Source organism: Loigolactobacillus binensis (genome assembly GCF_005405165.1).
Lineage (GTDB): Bacteria > Bacillota > Bacilli > Lactobacillales > Lactobacillaceae > Loigolactobacillus > Loigolactobacillus binensis.
Map to the genome: position 1 here is coordinate 39,896 of NZ_BJDN01000005.1, position 12,867 is coordinate 52,762.

Consider the following 12,867-nt stretch of genomic DNA (forward strand, 5'->3'; position numbering starts at 1 on the left):
ATTCACCCTGAACTATTCGGTAACGCCTAATTTAGCCCGCACATTATTCCGTGCTTGCACCATATTGCGCAAAGCCGCAATTGTTTCCGGTTCCTTGCGGGTCTTCAAACCACAATCAGGATTGATCCAGAATTGATGAATATCGATCACCTGCAAGGCACGATCAATATTTTGTTCGATTTCCGCAACTGAAGGCACCCGCGGACTATGAATATCGTAAACACCTAAACCGATCTGCTTATCGTACTTCGTTTGTTCAAAGGCCTTAATACTCTCACCGTGTGAACGCGAAGATTCAATCGAGATCACGTCGGCATCCAACGCGCTGATCGCTGGCAAAATATCTTCAAAATCGGAATAGCACATATGGGTATGAATTTGGGTCTCGTCCTTAACCCCTGTGGTAGTGATCTTGAATGCTTTGACGGCATTAGCTAAATAATCAGCGCGGTAACGCGGTTTCAAAGGTAAGCCTTCCCGTAAAGCAGGTTCGTCAACCTGAATGATCTTGATTCCTGCATCTTCTAAGGCTTTAACTTCATGCCGCAACGCCAAACCAATTTGGTCAGCAACAAGATTTTTAGCCAAATCATCACGTACAAAACTCCAGTTGATGATCGTAACCGCTGAGGTCAGCATCCCTTTGACTAACTTATTGGTTTGTTTTTGTGCAAAAACCGTATCGCGTACCGTAATTGGTTCAGTCCATTGCACATCCCCAAAGACAACTGGTGGTTTGACCCCACGGGAACCATAGCTTTGAACCCAGCCATTTTGCGTGGTTGTAAAGCCCTTTAGTTTCTGTCCAAAGTATTCCACCATATCAGTCCGTTCAAATTCGCCATGAACTAACACATCAATGTCAAGATCTTCTTGAATTTTCAACCAACGTTTAGCTTCTTGATCCAAGAAAGCTTGATAATCTGCTGTTGATAAGTCACCTTTGCGCCAAGCTTTCCGGTGTGAACGGACTTCAGCCGATTGCGGAAAGCTACCGATCGTCGTTGTTGGTAATAACGGCAGGTTCAATACTTTCTGGGCTTTGACCCGTTCTGGATAAGCGGAATGGCGTTCAGTTGGTGCAGCAAGTACTGCCTTGACTGCTTTGGCCACCTCCGGATTGTTACGATGCTCAGAATGATTTAGCTGGTCTAAGGCCACTTGGCTCGCCGTTAATTCGGCAGTAACATCGTCACCGTTAGCAGCTTTGGTCAAAGTAACGATCTCCGCTAATTTTTGGTCCGCAAAAGCTAGCCCATTTTTGATCACTGGATCTAGTTTGTGTTCGTTAGCCGTGGTGATCGGCACGTGTAACAATGAGTTGGAAGGTTGCAACCATAATTGCGCGCTTGCTACCTTATCCCGCAACTGTGCGACTAATTCTTGCTTAGCACTTAGATCGCTGCGCCAAATATTACGCCCATCGACCACCCCAGCAGCTAAAACCTTAGTTTCAGGGAAGCCATATTTTTGTAATGCTTGTAAGTTTTCACCATGATCATGGACAAAATCAAGTCCAAAACCTTCGGCTGGTAAATTAACGATCGCCGAATAGTCATCTAATGAAGCGAAATAAGTCTGAACCAAAACGTTAACTTTTGGCGCCGCTTCGTGTAAAACTTCCAAGGCATGCCGGTAAAGTGCAATTTCGGCCTTATCCGTAGTCACCAAAGTAGGTTCATCTAACTGGATCCATTTTGCCCCGGCAGCTGCTAATTCACGGAAAACTTGGACATAAAGTGGCAATAATTCGTCTAATAACTGACTTAAAAGTTCGCCGCTAACGTAAGCATCATTAACCTTACTGAGCTTTAAGAAACTAACTGGACCTAAAATAACGGGCTTGCCGTCAATACCTAATTCGGCCTTAGCTTCGTTGTAATAAGTTAACCACCGATTATCCAATAACTTGAATTGGACATGATCTAATTCTGGCACAATGTAATGGTAGTTAGTGTTGAACCACTTCGTCATTTCAGCGGCCACGGCCTCCTTAGTGCCCCGAGCAACACTGTAATAAGCGGCCAAGCTCAACTTTTCGTTGAATTGACCAAAACGCTGTGGGACAGCACCAAAAGCGACTGCTGTATCTAACACATGATCATAATTTGAATAATCAGCCACTGGGATCAGATCAACGCCAGCCACTTGTTGCTTTTTCAAATTAGCTAAACGTAAAGCCTTGGTCTGCGCGGTAAACTCAGTTTCATCAATTTTATGACTCCATAAATGCTCTAGTAAAAACTTCCATTCCCGTTTTTCACCTAACCGTGGATAACCTTGATTACTACTTTTTACCATAATTTCTCATCCTCCTATGTATTTAACGATACAAAAAAAGCGCCAGCCTTTGTATAACAAAGGACGACGCTTCTGCGTTCGCGGTACCACCTTATTTTTCCAACACCTCACAGTGTTGAACTCTACCAGTACGTTGCTTAGGCAACAGACTGTGGTGCGGTATCGGGCACAACCGTTGGTAACTAACCGAAGCTCGTTACCAAACGCTCGGGGGTCATCTTCATCACTGATGCGCCATTCCTTTTCACTAACGGAACTCTCTGCAGGCTTTCTCAGCAATTACTTTCCTCGTCTTAACGTTCTCATTCAATTTTAATCAGTGGCTAGAGAATACCACCAGAAATTTAACTTGTCAACCATGATAATTTTTTTCAATACTAGGCGTCACCGGATATAGCCAGTATAATAAACGCAGGAGGAACGCTTTTATGCTAAAAACAATTCTCACGGCTATTATCTTATATGCTTCGACAGCATTAGATTTATTAGTGATTTTAATGCTGATTTTTTCAAAATATCCTGATCGTAGTGCTCGCCGCGATATTTACATTGGCCAATACGTCGGCTCACTGTTCTTAATTGCGGTCAGTTTATTTTTTGCCTTTGTGCTCCACTACGTTCCGCAAAAATGGCTACTCGGTTTTCTCGGCCTGATCCCGATCGCTTTTGGGATCAAATATTTGATCAGCGATGAAGATGAAGCCGCAGAAGTTGACGAAAAATTAGCCCAACGGCAGCATAAAAATTTGCTGGCCACCGTGGCACTGATGACCGTGGCCTCGTGCGGCGCCGATAATATTGGTTTGTTCGTTCCCTATTTTGTTTCGCTGACTTTACTGCAACTGGCCGTAACCTTGCTGGTCTTCATCATCTGCATTTACTTATTGGTTTTTTGTGGTGAAAAATTTGTCCACATCAGTTTCGTCAAAGTTTTCCTTGCTCGCTATGGCAATTGGATCATGGCGTTGATCTACATCGGTTTAGGCGGATTGATCATCTGGGAAAGTGGTACGTTGCAACATTTTATAAACTAAAAGTGACCCGTACACCGATAACGGGTACCAGTACGTTGGGCCAGCTTGCGTGGAGAGGCCGAAAAGGAGTCGCGCCATAAATCGCAGGCGCAACTCCTTCAGATCAATTCTTATCTAATTGTAAATTAGCGGCATACTTGGTTTCTTGAGCAACGACCCGTGCCCGTTCTTTTTTGTTGTACCATGGGGAGATGGTGAAGGCCAAAACATCGTTGGCTAAGTAAATTGAACTATTGATAAACATTGCTAACGTCGCCGAACCTTGCCGGAAAGAGATGAACCAAAGGACCATCTGGGCTAAACCAGAGGCAACCCACCAGAAATACTGATTGTTAAAGCGTAAGAAACAGATCACGCCGGCAGTCAAACTGATTGAGAAGCTGATCGCATCGATCCAAGGCCGCGGATCATCGGTCAACGCTTGAATCAAATACCCAGAAACACCATAAACGATCAAAGTAGCAATCACCGCAATGCTCCAGCTACCGGCAGTAAACTTGCGGATCTTTGCGGCCATATTGACATTCCAACTGGCACTAAGTAAAACGGGAATATCCAATGTGATCATATAGGCAATCTGTTCACCAATACTCAGATAATTTTTAGCGGCATAACCAGTAATGATGAAACAAATTGCGGATAAAATCCCGAGCCAACCATTAACCGACTTAGCGGCATTGATCGCCAATACACATAAAACCCCTAATGTGGTCCCGATAAAGGTTAAAACGGTTAATGGTGTAATATTATTGCTAACTAGGTTCATGACTTGACAGCCTAAACTGAAGAAAAATAGATAATAGTTCTGCTGCGGCCAGCCCTTTAACTGATGCGATAAGAATTTAATATAATTGCTCATTATGTGTCTCCTCTATATAAACAGCAACCAGATATATAGTATATAAAATTGCTATATTTAAGTTTTCGACACAACATGTTGTGTTTTTCGTTCGCGACGTTTTCTAGTATAGCACAGATTTTTTAACGCTGCGCGGTTAATTTTTGCTGACTAAATTGCAGATGATTAATACACCAGCGAAGAAAGCGGTTAAGCTCGCTTTAAAAATTTTTCAACCAAAAGTAGCGGTAAAAATGACCATACTATTTTTGATCAAAGTTCATTAAACCTAGAAGTGACAAACATTAATTTTTAAAAATTCAGGCGCAGCAGCTGCGCCCAGTAAAGCGAGGCACCAGCACGCGATAGCGCTTGCAATTCTCTAGATAACTTGCTACACTTACAGTGAAATTAGGAACGTCTTTATCCAGAGTGCACGAGGGATCTGGCCCGTTGACCGCACAGCAACCTACCTTAGGCAAGGTGCTAATTCCAGCAGCAAGTAGCTGAGTAGATAAGGAGCGATAACATATGATTCCAGCGCTTCTTTCAGCCAAGGCTCAAGGGGCGTTTTTATTTTCAACCAATAACTGATTGGAGGAATTCATTATGCGTTTAGGCGAAGAAAATTTCCGCGGTAAAATCGTGGGACGAACGGACAAGAAAATCAAAAATGATGTTGCGGCTTATTTGATCCAACAGGCGCTTAAAGCTGCGTTAGTTGCCCATGATCAAACTAAAAAAGTGGGCGATGAATAAAAAAATAAGAAGCGTGGGCTGAATTTTCAGTCCGCGCTTCTTATTTGCCTTGAATGTACGCTTGAATTCGTTTGACGTCATCTTCTGGTGGTGTCATCTCCATCGCTTTTATAGCGTGAATATGTTCTACCGAAACGTGACTACTGAATGCCAATTCATTATCAGTTTGGTCATGCCGTTTTTGGTACTGAATAATCTGTTCAGCCAACGCGCTTAATTCCCGTGATTCACTCATGTCAATGCACCATCCTTCATTAATTTAATGTCATCTTTACAACCAAGTGTACCACAATCACATCCAAATAGTTACGACTGCGCTAGTGTCGCCAACAAACGTGTAAAAGTAGGACTACCATTAAATGGATGCAAATAAGTAAAGCTACGGCCACCATTTTGCATAAAGTAACCCCGATTTTCATGACCAATTTCCTGCAGGGTTTCTAAACAATCGGCTACAAAGCCGGGAGTAATCACCACCACGTCTTTGACCCCCTGGTGCGGCAAAGTTTTCAGTAATTGCATGGTTGCCGGACGCAACCATTGCCCAGGTCCAAACTTAGACTGATAAGATTGGCTGTACGGCACGTTTTTTCCGATCAAAGCCATCACCTGTTGCGTCGTTGTCGTGCATTGTTGCGGATACGGATCACCATGGTCAGCATACTTCTGCGGAATGCCGTGATAGGAAAAAATCAGCTGTGCGTTGGGCCGCCGCACTAACGCACGCTTAATTTGATTTGCTAAAGCCTGAATATACTGGGGTGCCTGGTAAAAAGAACTTATAAAATGCAATTGCGGCAAGGCGGATGCCTGCATATAAAACGCTGCTACTTGATCAAAAACTGAACCAACGGTGGTGGTCGAATATTGTGGATATTGCGGGATCACCGTTAAATCTGTCACCCCTAATTGCTGCATTTCCTGAAGTGCAGTTGGTACGGTAGGCGCACTGTAACACATTGCGTAGCGGACAACTTGTTGTGGTAATAGTGCCTGTAATTGCTGTGCCTGTTTTTGTGTATACAAAAGCAATGGTGACCCCTGTTTAGTCCAAATCTTGCGGTACAAAGCCGCCGAACGATACGGCCGTGTCGGTAAAATCATACCGTGCAAAATAGGTTGCCAGACCCACCGCGGTAGCGTGATCACCCGTCGATCAGCTAAAAAACGCGCTAAATAAGTGCGGACTGCTGGTGCTGTCGGTGTCGTTGGCGTTCCTAAATTAACCAGTAAAATTCCTTTTTTCACGTTGCCGCCTACCCTCATCACTTACTAAATAATGCTAAATTAGTCTTAGTCGCTTTGACACTGGTCACTAAAGTACCTTGAATCGCTAACCGATTGACCCCGCCATCGGCACAAGTGATCAACGTGATCAATTTCTTTCCTGCTACGTCAGCGATCAATTCAGTGGCGTACGGATTGACCACTTTTTTGACCGTTACCTTATACTGATACACCCGCGATAAATTAGTAATATAAACTGCCGCCCCCAGCTTGATATTATCTAAAGGTGAAAATAAGTTGGTCCCATTGTTCAACATGTAGTGACCGGCCAGCGCGTAATTACCTCGACCCATTTTTTGGTTGGCCTTCATTGTAGCGCCACCAGTGGCTAGAGCATCATTGGACAACCCTTTAACGATCGGTAAATGCATCCCGACACTTGGAATAGCTAACTTGCCGATGGTCAATATGCCGTTTTGATTAACCGCAGCGTGAGCGACTTCGTTAACACCTAATGACTTAACTTTTCTAAAATCAAAGGTCGTTTTCTTTTTGGTGTTAGTGGCCACTTTTTTCTTGGTCAACTGTTCAATATGATTCTGCGCCATATTATCAATGATCCAATTCTTGATCGGCTCATTAAAAATTAAAGCTAGGCCAACGACCAATAACACACCGATCACCACATTAACGATCCACCTACGCACCCGCTTCGACATTTATGTTCACTGCCCTTCAATAATTACTTTCACGTTGTAATTGCTTCCCCTATAGTGTACCAAAAAAGCAACGATAACGTTACCAATTTTTAGACTCAGTTTAGCACGCCACCGCGTAAAACACCATCGTTAGGGCCAACAGGAAAAGCGGCCGGCAAAGAATGAATATGTTAAACTAGAAGGTAGTTTAAAACTATTTTCCAGCTATCAAGCGTGTCCAGTAATAGGTGAAAAAGAGGGGTGACTATGTTACAAACTATATTAATGATTCTCGGTGTTGGTTTACTAGCTGGTATTTTAGGTGCCATTTTGGGGATCGGCGGTGGTATTATCATTACCCCGATCCTAACGTTAGGCTTTGGCCTTGATATTAAATACGCAATTGGCGCCAGTGTGATCTCCGTGATCGCAACCAGCTCTGGGGCAACTATCGCTTATATCAAAGATGATTTACTAAATTTGCGGGTGGCTATGTTCCTGGAAATTGGGACGACAATCGGTGCGATCGTCGGTGCCGTTTTAGTCGGCGTGGTTCAGCCTAATTTTCTTTATGTTTTATTTGGCGGGTTGCTCTTATTCTCTTCTTGGAATATGTACCGTAAATTACGTGCTGGTGTTGAAGTGTTGCATAAAACTAAACCTGACCCAATTGCCGCCAAACTCCGGCTAAACAGTAGTTATTTTGACAAAAACACGCAGCAACAAGTCGACTATCAAGTTGAACATATTCCTGGCGGTCTAAGCGTTATGTTTGGCGCTGGTTTGGCCAGCGGTATGTTAGGTATTGGCAGCGGGCCGTTTAAAGTAATGGCCATGGATACCGTTATGAAAATGCCGTTGAAGCCTTCCAGTGCCACCAGTAATTTGATGATGGGGGTCACCGCTGCTGCCAGTGCCACCGTTTATTTTTTCAATGGTGCCATTTTGCCACAAATTGCGGCACCACTGGCGGTTGGTGTTTTGATCGGCGCCACGCTTGGCACGCGGATCATGCAGCGGCTCCCTGCACGTTGGATTCGGATGATTTTTGTACCACTGTTGCTGTACATTGGCGGTCAAATGATTCTTAAAGGATTCGGGGTGACCTTCTAATGGCAACACAAAAGGAACAGCAAACTCATACTGAAATGGCGCAAGTTGAAAAAAGTATTGGCGTTATTTTGCAGATCGGGGTTATTGTTTCAGCAATTATTATTGGTATCGGGTTGCTACTATTATTGTTTACTGGTCACAGTGGCTACCCAGCCGCAACTTTTCCAGCCCATTTCAGTACGATTTTTCGGGGGGTCATTCAACTAAAACCGTTCGCCATTATTATGTTAGGACTATTCTGCTTGATCCTGACCCCAGTGTTGCGGGTGGTGGTTTCGATCTATGCCTTTGCTAAAGAACATGATCATCTGTACGTGATAATCACAACTGTGGTCCTGATTATTTTATTGTTCGGGATGGTCTTAGGTTACCTCGATATTTGATCTAAATTAATCAGGCGGCTAAAATTCTCAAGTCTGGTTATTAAATGTATAAAAACAAGATTAGTTAGGTGCCATTTTGGCGCTGGCGGATTCCAGCTGTGTAATAACTGAGCGTTGACCATTCGCCGTTAAGTCGCTTAGTTAGTCCACTTGAACATAAACGCTAATTTCGGTAATTCGCAAATCTAAAATTAAATCAGCTACACCAAAAAAGCACTGATGAAAATAGTGAAAATTCACTTGCTCATCAGTGCTTTTGGCATTATGAATTTGAATGGTTTACCTAAAGCTGCCACTACCCAAAAAATAGTTTTAAGACTAGTTGCAGCCTGCTGGAATGGAATCTAATGTCTTTTATGGGAATTTAACCAAACTTAACCAAGGGCCTTAGGTTTAGTCCACCTGGTTTAAATTCTGGTACAAAACATTACATTATGCTTTTTGCGTGGCCGCTAACCAGTCAGTATCGTCAGGACTATGGCTTAAACGCTTGTTTTGATCTAATTCTGCGATTGCCGCCATTTCCGCAGGCGTCAAACTAAAATCAAAAATCGCCATATTTTCTGCGACCCGCTGTTCATGAACGGACTTAGGAATGATGATCACACCGCGATCAATATGCCAACGCAACACAACTTGTGCCGTTGACTTACCGTATTTAGTCGCGATTTTTTGCAACACCGGATCACTTAAAATATCCGTTTTACCTTGACCTAAGGGGCCCCAAGCTTCATGAGCAATTTGATGTTCCGTCAAATAACGGTGCAATTCTTTTTGCTGAAAAATTGGGTGCGTCTCGATTTGATCAACCACAGGCACCACATCAGAATGAGCCGCTAACTCAGCTAAATGGTGGGGCTGAAAATTAGAAACACCGATCGCCCGAATTTTACCTTCATGATATAAGTCAGTCATGGCCCGCCAAGATTCAACGTAACCTGCAGCCGGCCAATGAATCAGGTAAAGGTCTAAATAATCGAGTCCTAGGCGCTTTAAACTAGCCGCAAAGGCCAACTTAGTTTCTTCATAACCGCGATCAGCATTCCACAGCTTGGACGTGATAAATAAATCTGCGCGCGCAACGCCGCTTTCTTTGATCGCTTCACCGACCCATTCTTCATTTTGATAGATCATCGCGGTGTCGATCAGACGATAACCATCTGCTAACGCCCATTTGATCGAGTTTTTAACGTCAGCAGCATTATCGACTTTAAAAACACCTAAGCCAAACTGTGGCATTTTAACCCCGTTATTAAGTGTGATTTGCGGAATTGTTTGTCCCATGGTTTTAACATCCCTTCTATAAATAAGTTCAATCTCAGAATACCGAATTATTTAGCGTAGCGCAAACTTTTCAATCGCCTCTGCCACTGCACTGTGCTGGTGGTCGGCGCTTGTCACATAATCAGCGGCTGCTTTCACTGCCGGGATACCGTTTTGCACACTGACCCCTAATCCAGCCGCTTTGATCATCGCCAGATCGTTGCTGTTATCGCCTAACGCCATCACTTCATCAAGGGCGATCCCCAACTTAGCGGCCAATTGCACTGTGGCCTTACCTTTATCCGCCGCAATATCATTAAACTCAACATAACGATCGGACGAAAAAGTCGTTGCCAATGGTGTTGTGACTTGCTGCGGCACAAATTTAGCCAGTTCACGCCGCCGCGCCGGATCATCATCTTGCAATAAGATTTTCATCAATGGCTGCTTTTCCAAGAAATCAAGCCGTTTGCTAGGCAGCAATTCATAGTTGACCCCACGTTGATCCAGATAGTGGCGTTCCTCCGCACTTGGCCGCCATAAGTATAAATGCTGCAGGGCGTAAATATGCCCACTGATTTTTTCTGTTTGCGCAAAATCATAAATTTGTTTAACCGTAGCAAAATCTAGCGGGTTAGTGGCCAAAACTTGGTTACCGGCATTTTCGATCAACGCACCGCCATTATAAGCGATCACATACTGATCGGGTTGTTGGTACAGGCCTAATTGTTGTAGATCATCCTGCACGGATAAAAAGCTCCGGCCAGTATTGATCACAAAGTGCCCACCTTGCGCAACAAATGTCTTGATCGCCTTTTCGTTAGTTTTAGAAATATGGGCAGCGCGATCCAACAGGGTTTCATCCATATCGCATACAATTAATTTATACATTTAATTTTCCTCCAAAATTGATCCGCTTTCATAGATTTAATCATAGCATATTCTGCGGCGTGAATTAATCAACATAAAAAAGATTGCCCTTAAGCAATCTTTTACCAGGTTGGCAAAACGCAACCCTAGAAACTGGTCAATAGCTTATTGCCAGCTTTTAAGCGTTGATCTCTTTAGTAATATCAATAACGTTAACGTTGGGATCCATCTGCTCACTTTCACTGAATAAACCTAAAGTATTCAAACGCGGATTAACGTCTAAACGCATGTTAGCAGCAAGGTATTCAGTGGAATAGGGTTTAATGTGCAGCGGACCGATCGTACTCGCCAAAATTCCTGAATAATCTTCACTAATATCCGTTGCCGCATCAACTACTAAAAGCCGGTAACTAAGGTTCAATGCACACGAACCCAGCTTAGAATACTTGCCGACCCCGTCATCTAGATCTAAAATAAGCTGCCGCTCAGCCGTTAAATACTTAGCAAGTTTTGCTTGGGCTGCTGCAGTCACGGTTAAGAACATCGTCATTCCTCCATTCTAGCGAAAGTGCTTCGACTGAATAAATATATTGTACCCAAGTCAAATATTACCGGCAACTGATTTGCCTGACCTACTTAAGTTGATATTCTCTAGTTAAACGTCGTTTTAATAGTTCCGCTTGTAGTAAGGGAATGGCACTTGCAATGATCTGCTGCTGATCAGTTTGTTCGAGCACTAGATCCGCTACATCTGCCTGCACTGGCGCGCGCACGACCCTTAAATAGTCGGTTGGCTGTACCTTTAGCCGGTGCAAATTATCTTCGGCGTGTGCGAGCTCGACTCGATCAATCGCTAAATTTTCGTCCTTCCAAGTTGCCGGTAATTCAACATTCGCAATCGACTGCCGCCCGGTCGTGTTGTCGATCCAACCTAATTTCAAATCTAACCCAGCGGCCATTTTTGATAGTGTCTTTAATGTAGGTAAATATTCCAAATTTTCGACCCGGGCCACCATCGCTGGGGTCATATTCGTCTTATCCGCTAATTCTTCGCGAGTGATCCCGCGCCGTTCGCGTAATTTAACTAGTTGCGCCGCAAGTTCTAAAATATTCTCTTGCCGTCTGCTCAAACCTTCAATGCCCGAAACTTCTGCCATCGAAAAAACCTCACAATTTTTGAATTTCAGCTGAAGCGCTTACCATATTGTAACAGATACACACCTGCCTATGGAATTTTTTTGCTAAGCCTGTTACGCTATAACTAATTATCGAGGAGGCGTTCAGTATGATCTTAGCTTTACTATGTACCCTTGGTTTCATTGTTATTGGTATTCTCACAACGGTTAAATTAAATAGTCTGGCTAGTCTAGTTGTCAATGTGATCGCCTATTTTGCTTATTATTGCGCGCTAGAAATTGCTGGTTTAGTGACTATCGGTAAAGCAGGCGCCGTATTTTTTGGCTTTAGCTTCGTGATCTTAATGACTATCATCAGTTTCCACCGGCAGCGGCAAAGCTAAGCGCGCTGAGCTTAATTCAAACAAATCCGCCTGACAACACGTGGTTAGTGCGGTATAATTAGTCAAGCACCGTTTCAAGCGCGCTTAACTCAGTAATTATTTAAAAAGGATGATTTTTCATGAAAAACGTTTCTGGTCAGGAATATCAAACGCCAAGACAAGCTGCGGACGAATTAGCTATCAGTCCGCAAACTTTGCGCGCTTATTCAGGGTTGGTCGAAAAAACAACCGGCCGTGCTGATTACTTTCATCGTGATCAAAATAATGGTCGGCTTTATTCTGCTCAAAACATCAAAGATCTCGCCCAAGTTAATCAAATCAAAAAGGAACATAGTAAAACCCTGAAAGATGCGATCAGCGAAGTCTTTGAACAGCAGATCATCAAATCGGCTGCTTCCGCTGCAACGTCTGCGGCAACAACTTTACCAACGGCGGCTGCCGCCAGCGCCACACCTCAAGTTTCCGATGATAATTTAGCGCCGATCCTTTACACTTTAAAGCAATTAACTAACCAAAACGCTGAAGTCGTCACCCAGATCCACCAGTTAAAGGAACAGTTGGACACCACCAACAGTAATTATGAGCAGCTGCTTAAGGCCATTAAAATCCGCAATACTGCAGCGAGTGCGGCTAGCCAAGCTGCAGCAAGCAGTGCGGTAATTGCACCTAGTGCTGCTTCAGCTACTAGTGTGGCTAGCTCGCAAAATAACCGACCAACTTCATCCTCCAGTCTATCAATGGCTAGCTCTTCGGCGATCACTTCCCCGAAAAAAAGTTTCTGGGCACGACTATTTGGCCGCGATTAGGCCTAAACAGAAAAATTATGCGTTACGCCATTTTTTGGGGGTGGCGCTTTTTTTAT

General features: G+C 43.7%; 15 protein-coding genes, 1 riboswitch and 1 other annotated feature. Of the genes, 6 read left to right on the forward strand and 9 right to left on the reverse strand.

The window, feature by feature from the left end; all coding sequences use genetic code 11:
- Positions 1-12: 12 nt before the first annotated feature.
- A complete protein-coding gene (gene metE, locus FFM78_RS03505; protein WP_137637057.1) occupies positions 13-2,301 on the reverse strand; it encodes a 5-methyltetrahydropteroyltriglutamate--homocysteine S-methyltransferase in 2,289 nt (762 codons plus the stop codon).
- 56 nt (positions 2,302-2,357) lie between these two features.
- Positions 2,358-2,605: a binding site (T-box leader), on the reverse strand.
- A 124-nt stretch (positions 2,606-2,729) separates the two neighbouring features.
- Here metE and FFM78_RS03510 point away from each other — a divergent pair.
- Positions 2,730-3,335: a CadD family cadmium resistance transporter gene (locus FFM78_RS03510; protein WP_137637058.1), complete on the forward strand. Its 606-nt coding sequence runs from the start codon at positions 2,730-2,732 to the stop codon at positions 3,333-3,335.
- A 103-nt stretch (positions 3,336-3,438) separates the two neighbouring features.
- Here FFM78_RS03510 and pnuC read toward each other — a convergent pair whose 3' ends face one another.
- Positions 3,439-4,194 carry a nicotinamide riboside transporter PnuC gene (gene pnuC, locus FFM78_RS03515; RefSeq protein ID WP_137637059.1) on the reverse strand — a complete coding sequence of 252 codons (756 nt, stop codon included), beginning with the start codon at positions 4,192-4,194 and terminating at the stop codon, positions 3,439-3,441.
- A 399-nt stretch (positions 4,195-4,593) separates the two neighbouring features.
- Positions 4,594-4,694, forward strand: a riboswitch (SAM riboswitch).
- A gap of 88 nt (positions 4,695-4,782) precedes the next feature.
- Here pnuC and FFM78_RS13785 point away from each other — a divergent pair.
- Complete coding sequence (locus FFM78_RS13785) at positions 4,783-4,932, forward strand: hypothetical protein (RefSeq protein ID WP_171001827.1); 150 nt, start codon at positions 4,783-4,785, stop codon at positions 4,930-4,932.
- Between the two features lie 40 nt (positions 4,933-4,972).
- Here the strand turns inward: FFM78_RS13785 and FFM78_RS03520 are convergent, their stop codons facing one another.
- From FFM78_RS03520 to FFM78_RS03530, 3 genes are all read right to left on the reverse strand, one after another.
- Complete coding sequence (locus tag FFM78_RS03520; RefSeq protein WP_137637060.1) at positions 4,973-5,167, reverse strand: LBP_cg2779 family protein; 195 nt, start codon at positions 5,165-5,167, stop codon at positions 4,973-4,975.
- Between the two features lie 71 nt (positions 5,168-5,238).
- Positions 5,239-6,180 carry a ferrochelatase gene (hemH, locus tag FFM78_RS03525; RefSeq protein ID WP_137637061.1) on the reverse strand — a complete coding sequence of 314 codons (942 nt, stop codon included), beginning with the start codon at positions 6,178-6,180 and terminating at the stop codon, positions 5,239-5,241.
- Between the two features lie 17 nt (positions 6,181-6,197).
- Entirely contained in the window at positions 6,198-6,878 is a 681-nt protein-coding gene (locus FFM78_RS03530) for a class A sortase (RefSeq protein ID WP_137637062.1), read from the reverse strand.
- Between the two features lie 246 nt (positions 6,879-7,124).
- Here FFM78_RS03530 and FFM78_RS03535 point away from each other — a divergent pair, with 246 nt between their 5' ends.
- Both FFM78_RS03535 and FFM78_RS03540 read left to right on the forward strand, forming a co-directional pair.
- A complete protein-coding gene (locus FFM78_RS03535; protein ID WP_137637063.1) occupies positions 7,125-7,970 on the forward strand; it encodes a sulfite exporter TauE/SafE family protein in 846 nt (281 codons plus the stop codon).
- Positions 7,970-8,353 (forward strand): DUF1634 domain-containing protein, encoded by a 384-nt coding sequence (locus FFM78_RS03540; RefSeq protein ID WP_137637064.1) that lies wholly within the window; start codon positions 7,970-7,972, stop codon positions 8,351-8,353. The genes FFM78_RS03535 and FFM78_RS03540 overlap by 1 nt, the downstream gene beginning before the upstream one ends.
- A 432-nt stretch (positions 8,354-8,785) precedes the next feature.
- Here FFM78_RS03540 and FFM78_RS03545 read toward each other — a convergent pair whose 3' ends face one another.
- The 4 genes from FFM78_RS03545 to FFM78_RS03560 all read right to left on the reverse strand — a co-directional run bounded on the left by FFM78_RS03545 (position 8,786) and on the right by FFM78_RS03560 (position 11,643).
- The gene (locus FFM78_RS03545; RefSeq protein WP_137637065.1) at positions 8,786-9,637 is read right to left on the reverse strand and encodes an aldo/keto reductase; all 852 of its coding nucleotides are present in this window, start codon (positions 9,635-9,637) and stop codon (positions 8,786-8,788) included.
- A 51-nt stretch (positions 9,638-9,688) separates the two neighbouring features.
- Positions 9,689-10,507: a Cof-type HAD-IIB family hydrolase gene (locus FFM78_RS03550; RefSeq protein WP_137637066.1), complete on the reverse strand. Its 819-nt coding sequence runs from the start codon at positions 10,505-10,507 to the stop codon at positions 9,689-9,691.
- A gap of 157 nt (positions 10,508-10,664) precedes the next feature.
- On the reverse strand, positions 10,665-11,030 hold the full coding sequence (locus FFM78_RS03555; RefSeq protein ID WP_137637067.1) for an iron-sulfur cluster biosynthesis family protein: 366 nt from the start codon (positions 11,028-11,030) through the stop codon (positions 10,665-10,667).
- 88 nt (positions 11,031-11,118) lie between these two features.
- The gene (locus FFM78_RS03560; protein WP_137637068.1) at positions 11,119-11,643 is read right to left on the reverse strand and encodes a helix-turn-helix domain-containing protein; all 525 of its coding nucleotides are present in this window, start codon (positions 11,641-11,643) and stop codon (positions 11,119-11,121) included.
- A 128-nt stretch (positions 11,644-11,771) separates the two neighbouring features.
- Here FFM78_RS03560 and FFM78_RS03565 point away from each other — a divergent pair, with 128 nt between their 5' ends.
- Together FFM78_RS03565 and FFM78_RS03570 are read left to right on the forward strand one after the other, a co-directional pair.
- The gene (locus FFM78_RS03565) at positions 11,772-12,005 is read left to right on the forward strand and encodes a hypothetical protein (RefSeq protein WP_137637069.1); all 234 of its coding nucleotides are present in this window, start codon (positions 11,772-11,774) and stop codon (positions 12,003-12,005) included.
- A gap of 119 nt (positions 12,006-12,124) precedes the next feature.
- A complete protein-coding gene (locus tag FFM78_RS03570) occupies positions 12,125-12,811 on the forward strand; it encodes a hypothetical protein (protein WP_137637070.1) in 687 nt (228 codons plus the stop codon).
- Positions 12,812-12,867 lie beyond the last annotated feature (56 nt).

Coding starts and splice junctions, on each gene's coding strand:
- FFM78_RS03565 (WP_137637069.1), top strand. CDS start 11,772: ATGATCTTAGCTTTACTATGTACCCTTGGTTTCATTGTTATTGGTATT.
- FFM78_RS03530 (WP_137637062.1), bottom strand. CDS start 6,878: ATGTCGAAGCGGGTGCGTAGGTGGATCGTTAATGTGGTGATCGGTGTG.
- FFM78_RS03510 (WP_137637058.1), top strand. CDS start 2,730: ATGCTAAAAACAATTCTCACGGCTATTATCTTATATGCTTCGACAGCA.
- pnuC (WP_137637059.1), bottom strand. CDS start 4,194: ATGAGCAATTATATTAAATTCTTATCGCATCAGTTAAAGGGCTGGCCG.
- FFM78_RS03535 (WP_137637063.1), top strand. CDS start 7,125: ATGTTACAAACTATATTAATGATTCTCGGTGTTGGTTTACTAGCTGGT.
- FFM78_RS03545 (WP_137637065.1), bottom strand. CDS start 9,637: ATGGGACAAACAATTCCGCAAATCACACTTAATAACGGGGTTAAAATG.
- FFM78_RS03555 (WP_137637067.1), bottom strand. CDS start 11,030: ATGTTCTTAACCGTGACTGCAGCAGCCCAAGCAAAACTTGCTAAGTAT.
- FFM78_RS03520 (WP_137637060.1), bottom strand. CDS start 5,167: ATGAGTGAATCACGGGAATTAAGCGCGTTGGCTGAACAGATTATTCAG.
- FFM78_RS13785 (WP_171001827.1), top strand. CDS start 4,783: ATGCGTTTAGGCGAAGAAAATTTCCGCGGTAAAATCGTGGGACGAACG.
- FFM78_RS03540 (WP_137637064.1), top strand. CDS start 7,970: ATGGCAACACAAAAGGAACAGCAAACTCATACTGAAATGGCGCAAGTT.
- FFM78_RS03560 (WP_137637068.1), bottom strand. CDS start 11,643: ATGGCAGAAGTTTCGGGCATTGAAGGTTTGAGCAGACGGCAAGAGAAT.
- FFM78_RS03550 (WP_137637066.1), bottom strand. CDS start 10,507: ATGTATAAATTAATTGTATGCGATATGGATGAAACCCTGTTGGATCGC.
- FFM78_RS03570 (WP_137637070.1), top strand. CDS start 12,125: ATGAAAAACGTTTCTGGTCAGGAATATCAAACGCCAAGACAAGCTGCG.
- metE (WP_137637057.1), bottom strand. CDS start 2,301: ATGGTAAAAAGTAGTAATCAAGGTTATCCACGGTTAGGTGAAAAACGG.